The following is a 15,208-nucleotide window of genomic DNA, read 5'->3' as shown; positions in this document are numbered from 1 at the left end:
CCACACACCACTCATTTCTATGCCCCCCTCCCCCACCCGCTCCCTGTCTTATTACGCCGCCTGCGCCGGCCTAATCGGTTTGATTGCCGTCAGCCTGTCGTGGGAACTTTGGATTGCACCGCTGCGCGAAGGCGGCTCGTGGCTGGCACTCAAGGCGCTGCCGCTTTGTCTGCCGCTGGCGGGCATTTTGAAAGGTAAAACATATACTTACCAATACAGTTCGATGCTGGTTCTGATTTATTTCGCCGAAGCCTGTATGCGGCTGTTTGATGCCGCGCCGGCGAGCCGCGCGTGTGCGGCGGTGTCGGTGGTGTGCAGCAGCGTGTTTTTTCTGGCCTGTTTGGGCTTTATCCGGCAACAGCGAAAGGCCGCAGCATGATGTTCCAAAAATTTTCAGACGGCAGCAGCAGCGTGTGGAACGAGCGTTTCCTGCCCTTATGGTTTTGTTTTATCTGGATAAACATTGCACCCTTCCTCTCGCTTTACCGCACGGGGCCGTTGTCGAGTTTTTATCTGGAGGCCGGTTCGCTGACGGGCGCGGCGCTGTTGGTGCTGGTCACGGCCTACTGCGGGCTCTTGAACGTCAAATTCTCCGCCGCGGCGAAATGTCTGCTGGTGTTGGCAGCGTTTTGGTGGGCACAGGCGCGGCTGATGAATCTGACCTACCCGGGCATGAACGACATGGTGGTGTGGACGTTTATCATCCTCGCCCTCGCCGCTTGGGCCTGCCGCGGCTGGATTGCGGAATACGGGCAGGAGCGCGCGGTAACAATATTTGCGTGGACTTTGCTGTTCGGCGCATTGGCGCAGGCCGTGATTGCCGTGTTGCAGTTTAACGGCCTCTCGGGCACCGGCCTGTTACGCGGCATCACTGCCTATGCCAATAAAGACGGTATCAGCGGCCAGCTCGGCCAGCGCAACCATCTCGGCCATTATTTGATGTGGGGAACGCTTAGCGCGGCCTACCTTTGGGCGCAGCGCAAAATGCCGGCATGGCTGGGATTTTTGCTGGTCGCCGGTCTGGCCGGCGTGATGGGCTTGGTCAACTCGCGCACGATTCTGACCTACGTCATCGGTGTCGGCCTGCTGCTGCCGTTTTGGCGCTGGCGAGCGGGCAGAGAGGCCAACCGCCTCACCGCTGTGATGCTGTTTGCCGTATTGGCGGTCTTTTTCTTCCAGTTTTCGATGGGACACATCCTCGAATGGCTGGGCAACGGCAGCTACGAAACGGCGGTCGAGCGCGTAGGCACCAGCAGTTTTGAAGGTTCGGCGCGCCAAATCGAAGCTAAAAAAGCCTGGCTGGCTTTTCAGACGGCACCCTTCTTCGGCCACGGCTGGAACAGCTACGCGCTGCAAAGTTTCCTCGTCAATGCCGAACAGCAAAACTACGCCAACAATATCCTCGGCGTATTGTTTACCCATGCCCACAACATCGTTTTAAACCTACTGGCCGAAATGGGGCTGGTCGGAACACTTTTGGTCGCCGCCTGCATTCTGACTGCCGTTTGGCGTATGCTTTCCCGTCCCAACCATCCCGCATCGCTGCTGCTTTTGGCGACGATGACGGTGTCGATGTGCCACAGCATGCTCGAATATCCGCTTTGGTATATCTATTTCCTCACGCCGTTCTGCCTGATGCTCTCGCTCTCGCCCGCGCAGCAGCAAGACGTTTCAGACGGCCTCATGCAGGCCAAACTGCGCAACTTGGGCGGCGGCCTGCTCGCGCTGGGCATCATCGCCGGCATTCTGCAACTGGGCTGGACGTACACCAACCTGACCGAATACAGCCAACAGCAGAAAACCGACACCGCCGTTAAAATCCAGCAAAAAATCAGCGGGCTGAAACAAATCGCTGCCGACAGCCCGATACTGCGCTACTACGCCGAGTTGGGTTTGGCGCGCCACTTCTCTCCTACCGACAACACCATCAACCCCGTTGCCGAAAAAGCTGCTCTCGCTGCGCTGACCTACCGCCCGTATGCCAACGCCCACCAAGTCGGCCTTTACTACCAGCGGCAGGGCAAAACCGCCGAAGCGCGCAAATGGATGCAGGCGATGTATTACTACTACCCCTACCACATTCCCTACTACCAAACCCAAATCGCCGCCCACCCCGCCCTGCAACCGCTTGCCGCCGAAGCAGACGTGCAATGCCAAACGGCGTACGGCAAATTTTTACGCTTTGAAAAACTTAAAAAAATTACCTGCACCGCCGCCGTTTCCAAAGCAAAATAAGGCTATCTGAAAAATGTAAAGGCCGTCAAAGCCATTGCAAAAAAGCGCAAAAGCATAGAAACACACGCTATCAGCCGACGCAACTTGCGTGTTAAGATTGCCGTATTCCCTACCTGCGCAGGCATACGCCCGCGCCAACCATGAAAAAGGAAACCCCATGAGCCGCGTATTACTGGTAGATGACGACGCTTTGCTGACCGAACTTTTGACCGAATACCTGACCGCCGAAGGGCTCAACATCCACAGCGTTCCCGACGGCGAAGCGGGCGTCCAGGAAATCCTGACCGGCCAATACGATGTTGTCGTATTGGATTCCATGATGCCGAAAATGAACGGCTTGGACGTTTTGAAAAACGTGCGCAGCCAAAGCACCGTGCCGATTATCATGCTGACCGCCAAAGGCGACGACATCGACCGCATCATCGGCCTCGAAATGGGCGCAGACGATTACGTTCCCAAACCCTGTACCCCGCGCGAGCTGTTGGCCCGCATCAACGCCATTCTGCGCCGCGCCCAACAAAGCGGCGAGCAGAGCAACACGCCCAACAGCATCGCCGTCAGCGACGTCGTGCTCTTCCCGGCCAAACGCCAGGCCACCATCAAAGACGAGCCGCTCGAGCTGACCAGCACCGAGTTCAACCTCTTGGAAGTCCTGATGCGCCATGCCGGTCAGGTTGTCAGCAAAGAAACCCTGTCCGTCGAAGCCCTTGACCGCAAGCTGGCGAAATTCGACCGCAGCATCGACGTGCACATTTCCAGCATCCGCCACAAACTCGGCGACGCCTCGCTGATTCAGACCGTGCGCGGTTTGGGCTATCTCTTTGTTAAAAACTAAAGACCGAAGCGTTCAATGAAACTGTTTCAACGCATCTTCGCCACATTTTGCGCAGTCATCGTCTGCGCAATCTTCGTGGCGAGTTTTTCATTCTGGCTCGTGCAGGACACACTGGCCGAAAACCAGTTCAACCAACGGCGCACCATCGAAACCACACTGATGAACAGCATGGTTTCCGCCTTCCGCGCCCGCGGCGACAACGGCGCGCGCGAAATCCTCAACGAGTGGAAAGACAACCCCGTTTCCGATTCCGTTTACGTCATCCTCGGCGACGACAAAACCGACATCCTCGGCCGCGACGTCGACAGCCAGACCGTCGAGCGCGCCCGCGCCTTCGCCGCCAACAACCCCGAGTCCGACCTCGCCCACATCGAATACGACCGTTTCGGCGAAGAATACCTCTTCTTCATCAACGGCTGGGACAACCGCCAAGCCCAGCGTCTGCCCAGCCCGCTGTTCATTCCCGGCCTGCCGCTCTCCCCGATTTGGCACGAATTCATCATCTTGTCGTTCATCATCTTAGTCGGCCTGCTGCTGGCCTATATTCTGGCCAACAATATTACCAAACCCATCAGCATCCTCGGAAACGGCATGGACCGCATCGCCGGCGGCGATTTGGAAACCCGCATCGCCCAGCAGATGGACGGCCGCGACGACGAGCTTTCCCACCTCGCGTTCCAATTCGACAAAATGGCCGACAAACTGCAAAAACTCGTCGCCAAAGAACGCCACCTCCTCCACCACGTTTCCCACGAAATGCGCTCTCCGCTGGCGCGCATGCAGGCCATCGTCGGCCTGATTCAGGCGCAGCCGCAAAAACAGGAAGCCTACCTCAAACGCCTCGAAGGCGAACTGACCCGCATGGATACCCTGGTCGGCGAACTCCTGACCCTGTCGCGGCTGGAAACCTCCAACATGCCGCTGGAAAAAGAAGACCTCAAACTTCTGCCCTTCCTCAGCAACCTGATTGAAGACAGCCAGGCCGTCGCCCAGCAAAACCAGCAATCCGTCTCACTGGCCGTCGATCCCAAAATCCCCGAAAACGCCACCGTTTCCGCCAACGAAAGCTACCTCTACCGCGCATTCGACAACGTCATCCGCAACGCCATGAATTACAGCCCCGAAGGCAGCGTCATCAAAGTCAACGTCTCGCAAGACAACAAAAACTGGATCATCAACGTCACCGACAACGGCCCCGGCGTAAACGAAATGCAGCTTCCGCACATCTTCACCGCCTTCTACCGCGCCGACTCCAGCGCCAGCAAACCCGGCACCGGCCTGGGCTTGGCGCTGACCCAGCACATCATCGAGCAGCACAACGGCAGAATCAACGCCCAAAACGTCAAGCCAAACGGCCTCAATATGCATTTTGTACTGCCCAAGAAAAAAGCCCTCTGAAAACAGGCCGAGACCTGTGCAAAAATAATAAACATCCGCTTGAGGCCGTCTGAAACCGTTAATTACCTAACCGTCGTCATTCCTGCGCAGGCGGGAATCCACGGTTAAAAACAGGCAATATCTTGTTTGAACATAAGTTTCAGAAACTCAAATGTGGATTCCCTCCTGCACGGGAATGACGTCCATAAAACTTTCAGACGGCCTCAATCTTTTAGGAACCGCGATGAAGCAGCCGGACAACAACAAACCACACTCACCTTCCAAGGCCGTCTGAAATCCTTTGCCGCTTTTCAGACGGCCTTTTATAATGCGTATGGAATTTAAAAAACACAGACCGCTTTCCTTGCGAAACCCCGCCCAAATGCCGAAACATCTGCGAAAGCTGCTTTCAACTGTAGGCCGGGCTTCAGCCCGGCTTTTCAGCAGGCCGTAGGTCGGATTCTCGAATCCGACCTACGCGGTTTACAGCGTGCAGACCATGCCAGCTCACCCCAAGCGACGTCCCACAAGTCGAATTTCCTGCGATCAGAGCACGGCAAAGAAAAGGTTAAGTTTTCAGACGGCCTTCCGACTCTTTTATAAAAATTCCGGCCTTTTTTGATTTTTACAAAAATCCCAACACCCACACCACACACCATTTTCAGACGGCCTTACCGCCCGAAAGGAAACCGCCATGACCGTCCAATCCATGCCCGGCTATTTCTTCTCACCGCAGCACATCGTCCTCGTCGGCGCCAGCGAACGGGCGCACAGCTTGGGCGAGCGCATCCTCACCGCCCTGCTCGGTTCCGCGTTCGAAGGCAGAATCACGCCCGTCAACCTGCGCCACAAAACCGTTGCCGGTCTGACCGCCTACCCCACCCTTGCCAAAATCAGCGAACCCGTCGATTTGGTCATCGCCGTTACCCTGCCCGAAACCTACGACGCACTGTTTAAAGCCTGCCGCAAACAGCAGTTCCATCACGTCATCGCCGTACAGGATTGGGAAACGCTCGGCGAAGAGGCGCGCCAAACCGCCGCCGAAGCCGTCAAAAAACACCACGGCGCCGAACTCAGCATCAGTGTCTGCAACGCTGCCGGCATCCAGCTTCCCGCACAGGCACTCAATGCGGGCACGCTACCCGATTTCCCCGCAGGCTACGCTGCGCTGCTGACCGGCCACACCGCCGTCAGCCGCGAAATCGGCATTATGCTGCGCAAAATGCAGCAAGGCGTGTCGCGCCACATCAGCCTGAACTACCCGCTCTCGCCCACGTCCGCCGCTGACTGGCTCAACCGTTTCGGCCACAACCGCCACACCCGCGTTGCCGTCATCCAGCATAACCCTTTGGAAAACCAGCGGAAACTGTTCAGCGCCATCCGCCAGTTCGCCCGCCACACGCCCGTGATTCTTTACTGCCCGCACAATGCAGACGACACCGAACGCGCCGTTTTGGAAAGCCTGAGCCGCCATTGCAATTTCCTGCCCGCATTTGACAGCCAAACGCTGGAAGCCGCGCTACACGCCCGTTTGGCTGACATCAATCCTGTAAACAAACTGACCGTTTTGTCCGACAGCCCCACCGGCTGGCTGCAAAACGAAGCCGCAAACTACGGCATCGCGCTGGCCATGCCGTCTGAAAAACCGCTGCCCGAACAAGGCTTTCTCGGCAGCAGCCCCACGCCCGCGCTGTTCCGCAGCCAAGCCGCGCATTATCTGCAACAGCCCGACACGCAGGCGCTGCTCGCCGTCGTCGCACCCGACAGCCCGCACCACGAAACCGAGCTGACGAATATGCTTGCCGTTTACGCCAAACAGTCCGACAAGCTGCTCCTCATCAGCAGCCGCGTTTCAGACGGCCTGTTGCAGTTTGACTGCCCCGAGGCCGCACTGCGCACGCTTCATATGCGCAACCAAGCCGCCGCTTTGCAGGAAATCCAGTTGCAAACCGCCGCGCCGAAATCAGGCCGTCTGAAAAACATCAAACCCAAAGCCATTGAAAAAGCGCTTGCCGAACAAGACCTTGACGCACTCGCCAAAGCCCTCAACCTGCCGCCGCAACAAGACGACGGCAGGTTCCACAGCGAACTGGCGTTTTTCAAACACCCGCGCTACGGCGACATCGTCACCGCCCGCCATCAAGGCCGGACGACCGCCGTTCTGCCGCCGTTTACCACGCTCGACGCCGCGCATTTGGACAATTTTTTCAATCTGCCCGAACACCGCGCCGCCACCGCCCAGTTTTTGCACACGCTCAACGCGCTTTCCGCCGCGCAGACCGACTGCGGCGAAATCCGCCTGCGTTTCTACGGCAGCAGCACGTTCAGCAGCCTGAAGCCGTCTGAAAAACCCGCTGCCGCGCCTGAAAAAAACAGTGAAAAACCAAACGCAAAACCCGCCGCCAAATCCGCGCAGCCACTCAAACAGGCCGCCGCCGAAATCCTGCGCAGCCGCAAAGCCGCAGCCGCCGAGTTCATCCGCACCACAGGCGAAGCCGCCGCCGAATTTTTAGGCAAGGCCGAACCCGCGCAGCAGCCACCCGAAAACGTGCTTGCCCCCTACCCCGACGGCTTCCCGCAGACATGCCGTCTGAAAAACGGCGAAAGCGCCGGCATCCGCCCGTTTGAGCCCGAAGATGCCGAAGCCAAGCAGCAGTTTGTCCGCAACCTTTCCCCCGAAGCGCGCTACACCCGCTTCATGGCGCAAACCAACGAGCTGCCGCCCGCCACCCTCGCCCGTTTCAGCAATCTCGACTGGTTCAGCGAGGGCGCATTCGTCACCGAAAATTCAGACGGCCTCATCATCGGCGTCAGCCGCATCGCCCGCCTCTCCCGCGACGAATGCGAATTCGGCATCACCCTCGCCGAAAGCGCGCGCGGCAGCGGTTTGGCCCCTATCCTGATGCAGCACATTATCGCTTTGGCCACACAACAGGGCTACCAAAGCATCAGCGCCGAAATCCTCAAAAAAAACACCGCCATGCTCAAACTCGCCGAAAAATCAGGCTTTACCCTGACTCCCTCGCCCGACGACAAGACGCTGGTTCAGGCCAAGCGCAGCCTGCTGCCGCCCAAAGCCGCCGAAAAACGCAAATTCCGTCAATAAATACTTGCGTAAAAACCGCAAATTGACCTAAAATTGCCCGCTTCCATATTCTCCGAATTCATACAAGGACTTCAAAATGGTAGTTATCCGTTTGGCCCGTGGCGGCTCTAAACACCGCCCTTTCTTCAACGTCATCGTAACCGACTCGCGTAACCGCCGCGACGGCCGTTTTATCGAGCGCTTAGGTTTCTACAACCCCGTTGCCAACGAAAAACAAGAGCGCGTCCGCCTGAACGCCGACCGCCTGAACCACTGGGTTGCACAAGGCGCGCAAGTCAGCCCCGCCGTTGTCAAACTGGTTAAAGAGCAACAAGTTGCCGCTTAAGCCATGAACAATACGCAACAACGGGTAGCCATGGGCTACATCAAAGGCGTATTCGGCATCAAAGGCTGGCTGAAAATCGCCGCCGACACCGAATACACCGACAGCCTGCTGGACTACCCCGAGTGGCATCTGAGCAAAGACGGCAAAACCCTGACCGTCACGCTCGAATCCGGCAAAATCGCAGGCGGCGAACTCCAAGTCAAATTTGAGGGCATCGACGACCGCGACCAAGCCTTTGCGCTGCGCGGCTACACCATCGAAATTCCGCGCGAAGCCTTCGAGCCTGCCGAAGAAGACGAATACTACTGGGCAGACTTGGTCGGCATGACCGTAAGCAACAAAGACGGCGTAGTTTTAGGCAAAGTAAACAGCCTTATGGATACCGGTGCCCACGATGTTTTAGTGATTGACGGCGGACACGGCCGCAAGCTGATTCCCTTCGTTTCCTACTACATCGAAACCGTCGATACCGAAAACCGCACCATTACCGCCGATTGGGGCTTGGACTACTGATGTTCATCCAAAGCATCACCCTCTTTCCGGAAATGTTCGACAGCATTACCGAATACGGCGTAACCGGACGCGCAAAAAAGCAAAACCTCTGGCAGTTTCAAGCCATCAATCCCCGCCGTTTCGCCGACAACAAACTCGGCTACATCGACGACCGCCCTTTCGGCGGCGGCCCCGGCATGATTATGATGGCACCCCCGCTGCAAGCAGCTGTTGAGGAAGCCAGAAAAGCCTGCAACGGCGCAAGCAAAGTCATCTACCTCAGCCCGCAAGGCAGCCCGCTGACCCATCAGAAAGCAGCCGAACTTGCCGCAGAACCCAATCTGATCCTGCTGTGCGGACGTTACGAAGGAATAGACGAGCGTCTTATCCAAAGCAGCGTAGATGAAGAAATCAGCATCGGCGATTTCGTCGTCTCCGGCGGCGAGCTTCCCGCCATGATGCTGATGGATACCGTGTTGAGGCTTATTCCCGGCGTATTGGGCGATATGCAGTCGGCCGAACAGGATTCGTTTTCAGACGGCCTCCTAGACTGCCCCCACTACACCAGACCCACAGAATTTCAAGGCATGGCCGTGCCCGAAGTATTACGCTCCGGCAACCACGCCCTGATAGCCGAATGGCGGTTGGAACAATCGCTGCGGCGCACACTGGAGCGCAGACCCGATTTACTCGAAAAGCGCAGTTTAATCCCACAGGAAGCCCGTCTCTTGGAAAAAATCAAACAAGAGCAACGGGAAATCCAATCATAATTTAGGAAAAACCATGAATCTGATCCAGCAATTAGAGCAGGAAGAAATCGCCCGCTTGAATAAAGAAATCCCCGAATTCGCACCGGGCGACACCGTTGTCGTCTCCGTCCGTGTCGTCGAGGGCACCCGCAGCCGTCTGCAAGCCTACGAAGGCGTCGTCATCGCCCGCCGCAACCGCGGCCTGAACAGCAACTTCATCGTGCGCAAAATCTCCAGCGGCGAAGGCGTCGAGCGTACGTTCCAACTCTACTCTCCGACCGTAGAAAAAATCGAAGTCAAACGCCGCGGCGATGTGCGTCGTGCCAAACTCTACTACCTGCGCGGCCTCACCGGCAAAGCCGCCCGCATCAAAGAAAAACTGCCCGCCCGCAAGGCTTGATCAGGCAAATGAAAAAACCCGCTGCAAAGCGGGTTTTTTATTTATTCAGACCGTCTGAAATTTTCAGACGGCCTTCTTAATTTAACTGAAGTAGTCAGAGTAATTAAATTGCCGTTTGGGTAAAATTTAATCCGCTTGTCTTATTTTATCAAAAAGAAACTCGCATTCGAACAAAATATCTCAACTTTATATATGCTCGTTACCCGCTATAGCTTTGTATCATAAATTAACCCCACTCATGATAACAAAGTCCATTGTCATGATTTAATTAAACACAAGAAAATATGTAAATATGCTCAGCACTAGTACACATATGAGTAATTTGCTGTTAATCGCTGGCCATCAATAGTGGTTTCAATAACCATTAGATTGTTTCATAATAGTTTATTCTATTGACAAATCATTAATAAGGCATAAAATGAAATTTCTTATTATTGTATTAATGATAATTTTTCCAATTTTCTATTTTCTTCTAGGCATAACATCTTACAAAGGAGGCTCAAATATATTTTTAAATCAAAGAAATTTTGAAATTTTAAATAGTTACCTTTTCTATTCTGGTTCTGCAATCCTAATCACCACCGCAAAATTTTTAAAATTATTTAATTCTAAATTAGCTAAAAATAACAAGTCAGAAAATTTATATATTAGAAAATTTAGAAGATTTTTAGAACTCTTCCTTATTGAAGGATTATTCATTTTACTAGTTGCACTTTTTTGGCTTTTAACTTTTAAATTATCTGTAGGCAAATGAAAGAATATATATGACTTCCAAATCACAAACAATTTTGACATATGCGGATGCTCTGAACAATGCAAACACCATCAAGCAAAATCTAGATAAACCAAGTTCTGAACGTACTTCTTTAGATGGGTTAGACTCTTCAATTGCAGCAATTTCTTTAGCTGCAACAACAGCCGCAGAAGTAGCAAGTGCTACCAACTCTAGTCCATCAGGTGCTGCAAATGCTATGGGAGCTATGAGTACAGGGATAGCATTCCAATTAAACGGAGCAGCTGCATCCGCTTCGCTTGCTGCAACTTATGTCTATATGAAACAGGGGCAATTTGATAAAGCGGCATCGACAAGCTTAGGAGTAGTTTCTGGTTTAGCAGGAATGCTTCAAGTAGCATCATCGACACTACCTGGTGTTAACCCTGTTGAGGGAGTAGCAGGGGCTACTGGTGGAGGTGCGACTGCTTTAAATCTTGCTATCAGCAATCCCCAGTTACTTAAAGCCGTTTCAGAAGAAATTAGCAGGTTTTATGATAAAAATCTAGAAAATTTCCGAGACTGGTTTTTACCTAAATTAGGCGATAACATTAATAAGGTATTAGATCCAAATACATGGAAAGATTGGTTCAATAAACTCAAAGACGACCTACTCCCCGACCTGCCGTCTGAAAAAGAATAGTACATCGACGACGGCAAACAATGCTTTGCCCCGTGGACAGACCAAAACCGTGACGGCAAATACCACGTTTACGACCCGCTCACTTTGGATTTGGACGGCGACGGAATCGAAACCGTCGGCACTTCAGGCTACGCAGGCGTTTTATTTGACCACGATAAAGACGGCATCCGCACGTCAACAGGCTGGGTTTCCGCCGACGACGGCCTGCTCGTCGTCGATTTGAACGGCGACGGCAAGGTCAACAACGGCGGCGAACTGTTCGGCGACAGCTATGCTTTGAAAGACGGTAACACCGCTGCCAACGGCTTTGCTGCGCTGGCCGAATTCGATACCAATTCAGACGGCATTGTCGACGCAAACGATGCGGATTTCGCCAAGCTCAAGATTTGGCGTGATTTGGATTCGGACGGCATCAGCGATGCGGGCGAACAGCCGATACCCTGAAGATTGGCGTAGCGCGCCTGTTCTTCGGTCAGGGTAACGGAATCGGCGTAGCGGCTGTGGAGATGGTCTGCGGCAAGGAGCAAATCGCCCATTTGCGCGGTAGTGCCGTCGGCTTTGGTATAGCTGCCGTCTTGGGCGAGGGTGTTGCCGTTGCCCAATGCTTTATTTGTGTCGGTATGGGCGACGTTGAGGGATTTCACGCCGGCATCGGCCAATGAAAACAGCTCACCCGCATCGCTGATGCCGTCCGAATCCAAATCACGCCAAATTTTCAATTCCTTAAAGCGCTCATCGTTTGCATCGATAATGCCGTCTGAATTGGTATCGAATTCGGCCAGCGCGGCAAAGCCGTTGGCGGCGGTGTTACCGTCTTTCAAAACATAGCTGTCGCCAAAGAGTTCGCCGCCGTTGTTGACCTTGCCGTCGCCGTTCAAATCGACGACGAGCAGGCCGTCGTCGGCGGAAACCCAGCCTGTTGACGTGCGGATGCCGTCTTTATCGTGGTCAAATAAAACGCCTGCGTAGCCTGAAGTGCCGACGGTTTCGATTCCGTCGCCGTCGAGGTCTAGTACTAAAGGGTCATAAACGTAGTATTTGCCATCTCGGTTAATTTGTTCTTTCCAAGTATCAAAAGCTTTTTCAAACCATCCTTGATTAATAGCAACGCCAAGCATATTAATTGCTGTACCAATTGCTAAAGCTAGTATTGCTACTGGTGCTCCCAGTGCGACTCCAACAGCACCAATAATTGCAACTGTATTCCCCGTTACTGATAATACGTCTCCAGAACTAATTTCGTTTCCATTCTTAGCATCTATGATAATTTTTGCAGTTGTTAAAGTTAAAGCCGCAGGAGCAGTAGCTATTGTCCCCGCAGGCCCCGTAAGAGATACAGTAGCACTAATAGCTTGCCCACTATTACTTAAAACATTAATTGGACTTGAATCTTTTACAATTGATGATGAAGAATCTGCCGCTGTTACCAATACCGCACCATATTCAACCACTTTACTTGCACTCATTTAAAACTCCTTAAAATAAACTATTAAACTAATCTAATAACATTGAAATAAATAGCGAAATACCAAAAAAAATACCACAATTTCTATATAAATTTTTTCTCCTAGAAATACTACCTTTTATATCTTCATCTATTTCAAATCCCCTATCTTCCATATACCAAAAATAATAAAAAACCATAGAAAAGTAAAACATCATTAACCAGAAAAAAGGTTGCAACATGATAACCAGCTTAGAAAAACTTGTATTAATTGATAGTAAAAATAACACGATTAAAAACAATATAAAAATCAAAAAATAACTTATATAATCCAAATATTTATATTTACTCAAAACATCTATCCTTAAGTAATAACCAGAAAAAATAATTTGCTCTTAATTGTAAAAACAGACATTTAAAAATAATCTTCAGTCCTCCTTTAGCAAGCCGTAGCCCAAAATCCACGCATAGCTTAGCTTGGCAAACCTAACTTTTCAGACGACCTCAAGCTGCTTGACGGTAGTTTTTCTCCTGCGACCGCGTCAATGCCGTGTCTTCTCCTGCCGTCTTAATCATCGGCGGCAAAAACTGCACGCCCGTGCCGTAGGCGGGGTCGGTTTCCGCCCATTTGTTAATCAGGCTGTTCAACAATTCCTGCTGCTCCGCTTTGGTTTCCGCCGCGCTGTAGGCTTTCAATGCCTCGGCTAATTCAGGCGAGAGGGCTGCGGCTTCACGCAAATCACGCAGTCTGCCGATGCCTTGGAGATTGGCGGCGCGCGCCTGTTCTTTGGTCAGGGTAACGGAATCGGCATAGCGGCTGTGGAGATGGTCTGCGGCAAGGAGCAAATCGCCCATTTGCGCGGTAGTGCCGTCGGCTTTGGTATAGCTGCCATCTTGGGCGAGGGTGTTGCCGTTGCCCAATGCTTTATTTGTGTCGGTATGGGCGACGTTGAGGGATTTCACGCCGGCATCGGCCAATGAAAACAGCTCACCCGCATCGCTGATGCCGTCCGAATCCAAATCACGCCAAATTTTCAATTCCTTAAAGCGCTCATCGTTTGCATCGACAATGCCGTCTGAATTGGTATCGAATTCGGCCAGCGCAGCAAAGCCGTTGGCAGCGGTGTTACCGTCTTTCAAAGCATAGCTGTCGCCGAACAGTTCGCCGCCGTTGTTGACCTTGCCGTCGCCGTTCAAATCGACGACGAGCAGGCCGTCGTCGGCGGAAACCCAGCCTGTTGACGTGCGGATGCCGTCTTTATCGTGGTCAAATAAAGCGCCTGCGTAACCTGAAGTGCCGACGGTTTCGATGCCGTCGCCGTCAAGGTCGAGAACCAACGGGTCGTAGACGTGGTATTTGCCGTCGCGGTTTTGGTCTGCCCACGGAGCAAGGCATTGCTTGCCGTCGTCGATGTACCATTCTTTTTCAGACGGCAGGTCGGGGAGTTGTTGAGCAAAGTTTTGAAAGGCATCTGAAAGCCAGTCTCTTAGTGAGTCAATACCCTCGGCGGCTTTATCAAGCGCATTACTTAAAACATCTTTTAAAGATTCTTTACTAGTTTGGAGTGTTTCTGCTACTTTCTCTAGAGATGCATCTACTTCTTTATTTATATTTTCAATGTTTTCAGAAACTTTTTTATCAAAATTTTTTATGTTCTCCAAATTATTTGATAATATATCTTTTGCTTTTTGAGCCACTTCTGAAACGCTTGGAGGGGCTGATTTATCTCCTGTAGGGTTATATAAACTAACATCAATTCCTGTGTTTGCCATAGTGGCAGCAGTCGCAGATATTCCAGCTGCTGTTACCCCCAATCCAGATCCTATTGTATGTCCAGCAGCTCCGGCAGGAGCTCCTACCCCTGTTGCCATAGTCATTTCTGAAATCGTTTCTATTCCATCTGCTACAACAGAGACTACTGAACCTAAGAGACTTAATGCATCGGAGGCAGTAATAGCTTTATTGGAAGTAGCTTTCTGAGAAATTTGTGTGACAGATGTAGCAACTGCAGCTAATGAGGAAGAAAGCCCTGTGGAGCCAGGAAGTAATGCAGCTGCAGAAACGAGTGCTGCAGTTGCATTCACATCTCCACCTTCTTTTGCATATGTAGAAATCGAATTTGCTAACGCATCTGCAGAAGAGGCGTTTTTTAAAATGTTTTGAGAGTTTGTCATATAAATATCCTTTTAGTGTAGGGTTTATCAATTACTGAATGTCATTTTTTATAATTTGTGTTATTGCAACAAGCCAAAGAATGAAAAAGAAAACTCTCATCAGCCAACCAACCAAATAGGCCTTTTTTGCTTGTTTATTGAATTTTCGGTCTTCTCGTACCCGTTCCCAAAGAATGGCAGATTTGATGCTTGGGTATATACCTATTTCCTCCTTAATGGAGCTTCTTAGGTTTCTTGTATATGTTAAATAAAAAGGTATGAGTAGGAAGAATAAAATAGCCGAAAGCTTTAATAAAAAACTTGAATAAGCAACTAGATAGTTAAGCATAAGGAAAATTCCTAAATATGTAATGAATATCTTATAAAGTTAGTTGAGTATAATAGTTCTTTTACTGTAATGCTATCAGCAAGCCACAGCCTGCATGAAACCTAAAATCCATGTATAACGTGCACACCTCTGCGTGCACGCGTTCTATCGGCTTTACTATCTGCATCTGAAAACATCTGATCTTTCAGTAAGCAGTCTGCCGTTTTGCTGGACTGTTCCGCTCCTGCCAACATAATTTAGTAACAGCTTTACAAGCCGGCAGATTCTATCTGAAAAGTCACTTAGCATTTTAAGAATAAGACAAGCGGATCTAAATATGTCTAAGTG

Annotated in this window: 14 protein-coding genes and 3 pseudogenes; 14 read left to right on the top strand and 3 right to left on the bottom strand. The window is 51.7% G+C overall.

Going from position 1 to position 15,208, the window contains the following annotated elements; genetic code table 11:
- Positions 1–19: 19 nt before the first annotated feature.
- From BG910_RS08335 to BG910_RS12855, 12 genes and pseudogenes are all read left to right on the top strand, one after another.
- Positions 20–379, top strand: a complete 360-nt coding sequence (locus BG910_RS08335) for a DUF2069 domain-containing protein (RefSeq protein WP_089036438.1) — start codon at positions 20–22, stop codon at positions 377–379.
- Positions 379–2,235: a PglL family O-oligosaccharyltransferase gene (locus BG910_RS08330; protein ID WP_089037200.1), complete on the top strand. Its 1,857-nt coding sequence runs from the start codon at positions 379–381 to the stop codon at positions 2,233–2,235. Before BG910_RS08335 ends, BG910_RS08330 begins: the two co-directional genes overlap by 1 nt.
- A 157-nt stretch (positions 2,236–2,392) precedes the next feature.
- Entirely contained in the window at positions 2,393–3,070 is a 678-nt protein-coding gene (locus BG910_RS08325) for a response regulator transcription factor (protein ID WP_089036437.1), read from the top strand.
- Between the two features lie 15 nt (positions 3,071–3,085).
- The gene (locus BG910_RS08320) at positions 3,086–4,468 is read left to right on the top strand and encodes a sensor histidine kinase (RefSeq protein ID WP_089036436.1); all 1,383 of its coding nucleotides are present in this window, start codon (positions 3,086–3,088) and stop codon (positions 4,466–4,468) included.
- Between the two features lie 673 nt (positions 4,469–5,141).
- Entirely contained in the window at positions 5,142–7,553 is a 2,412-nt protein-coding gene (locus BG910_RS08315) for a bifunctional acetate--CoA ligase family protein/GNAT family N-acetyltransferase (RefSeq protein WP_089036435.1), read from the top strand.
- 76 nt (positions 7,554–7,629) lie between these two features.
- Positions 7,630–7,878: a 30S ribosomal protein S16 gene (gene rpsP / locus BG910_RS08310; RefSeq protein WP_089036434.1), complete on the top strand. Its 249-nt coding sequence runs from the start codon at positions 7,630–7,632 to the stop codon at positions 7,876–7,878.
- Positions 7,879–7,881: 3 nt separating this feature from the next.
- Positions 7,882–8,391: a ribosome maturation factor RimM gene (rimM, locus tag BG910_RS08305; protein ID WP_089036433.1), complete on the top strand. Its 510-nt coding sequence runs from the start codon at positions 7,882–7,884 to the stop codon at positions 8,389–8,391.
- On the top strand, positions 8,391–9,140 hold the full coding sequence (gene trmD, locus BG910_RS08300) for a tRNA (guanosine(37)-N1)-methyltransferase TrmD (protein WP_089036432.1): 750 nt from the start codon (positions 8,391–8,393) through the stop codon (positions 9,138–9,140). Before rimM ends, trmD begins: the two co-directional genes overlap by 1 nt.
- Positions 9,141–9,153: 13 nt before the next feature.
- The gene (gene rplS, locus BG910_RS08295) at positions 9,154–9,519 is read left to right on the top strand and encodes a 50S ribosomal protein L19 (protein WP_089036431.1); all 366 of its coding nucleotides are present in this window, start codon (positions 9,154–9,156) and stop codon (positions 9,517–9,519) included.
- Between the two features lie 418 nt (positions 9,520–9,937).
- Complete coding sequence (locus BG910_RS12365; RefSeq protein ID WP_123806132.1) at positions 9,938–10,273, top strand: hypothetical protein; 336 nt, start codon at positions 9,938–9,940, stop codon at positions 10,271–10,273.
- Positions 10,274–10,283: 10 nt separating this feature from the next.
- Complete coding sequence (locus BG910_RS13025) at positions 10,284–10,934, top strand: hypothetical protein (RefSeq protein WP_089036430.1); 651 nt, start codon at positions 10,284–10,286, stop codon at positions 10,932–10,934.
- Positions 10,935–11,363, top strand: a pseudogene (locus tag BG910_RS12855) (hypothetical protein); the annotation flags it as partial. It lies immediately after the preceding gene.
- Between the two features lie 2 nt (positions 11,364–11,365).
- Here the strand turns inward: BG910_RS12855 and BG910_RS13235 are convergent.
- Positions 11,366–12,031, bottom strand: a pseudogene (locus tag BG910_RS13235) (hypothetical protein); the annotation flags it as partial.
- Positions 12,032–12,194: 163 nt separating this feature from the next.
- Here BG910_RS13235 and BG910_RS12360 point away from each other — a divergent pair.
- The gene (locus BG910_RS12360) at positions 12,195–12,404 is read left to right on the top strand and encodes a hypothetical protein (RefSeq protein WP_157694059.1); all 210 of its coding nucleotides are present in this window, start codon (positions 12,195–12,197) and stop codon (positions 12,402–12,404) included.
- A 481-nt stretch (positions 12,405–12,885) separates the two neighbouring features.
- On the opposite strand, the pseudogene BG910_RS13020 reads toward BG910_RS12360, so the two are convergent.
- Positions 12,886–13,791 (bottom strand): annotated as a pseudogene (locus BG910_RS13020) (hypothetical protein); the annotation flags it as partial.
- Between the two features lie 577 nt (positions 13,792–14,368).
- On the opposite strand from BG910_RS13020, the gene BG910_RS12580 reads away from it, so the two are divergent.
- Positions 14,369–14,542, top strand: coding sequence for a hypothetical protein (locus BG910_RS12580; RefSeq protein ID WP_198344775.1), 174 nt, complete (start codon positions 14,369–14,371; stop codon positions 14,540–14,542).
- A 42-nt stretch (positions 14,543–14,584) separates the two neighbouring features.
- Here the strand turns inward: BG910_RS12580 and BG910_RS08270 are convergent, their stop codons facing one another.
- The gene (locus tag BG910_RS08270) at positions 14,585–14,881 is read right to left on the bottom strand and encodes a hypothetical protein (protein ID WP_089036426.1); all 297 of its coding nucleotides are present in this window, start codon (positions 14,879–14,881) and stop codon (positions 14,585–14,587) included.
- Between the last annotated feature and the right edge of the window lie 327 nt (positions 14,882–15,208).

The organism is Neisseria chenwenguii (genome assembly GCF_002216145.1).
GTDB classification, from domain to species: domain Bacteria; phylum Pseudomonadota; class Gammaproteobacteria; order Burkholderiales; family Neisseriaceae; genus Neisseria; species Neisseria chenwenguii.
The sequence above is the reverse complement of the archived record's forward strand: the minus strand, read 5'-3'. Positions and strand labels throughout refer to the sequence as shown.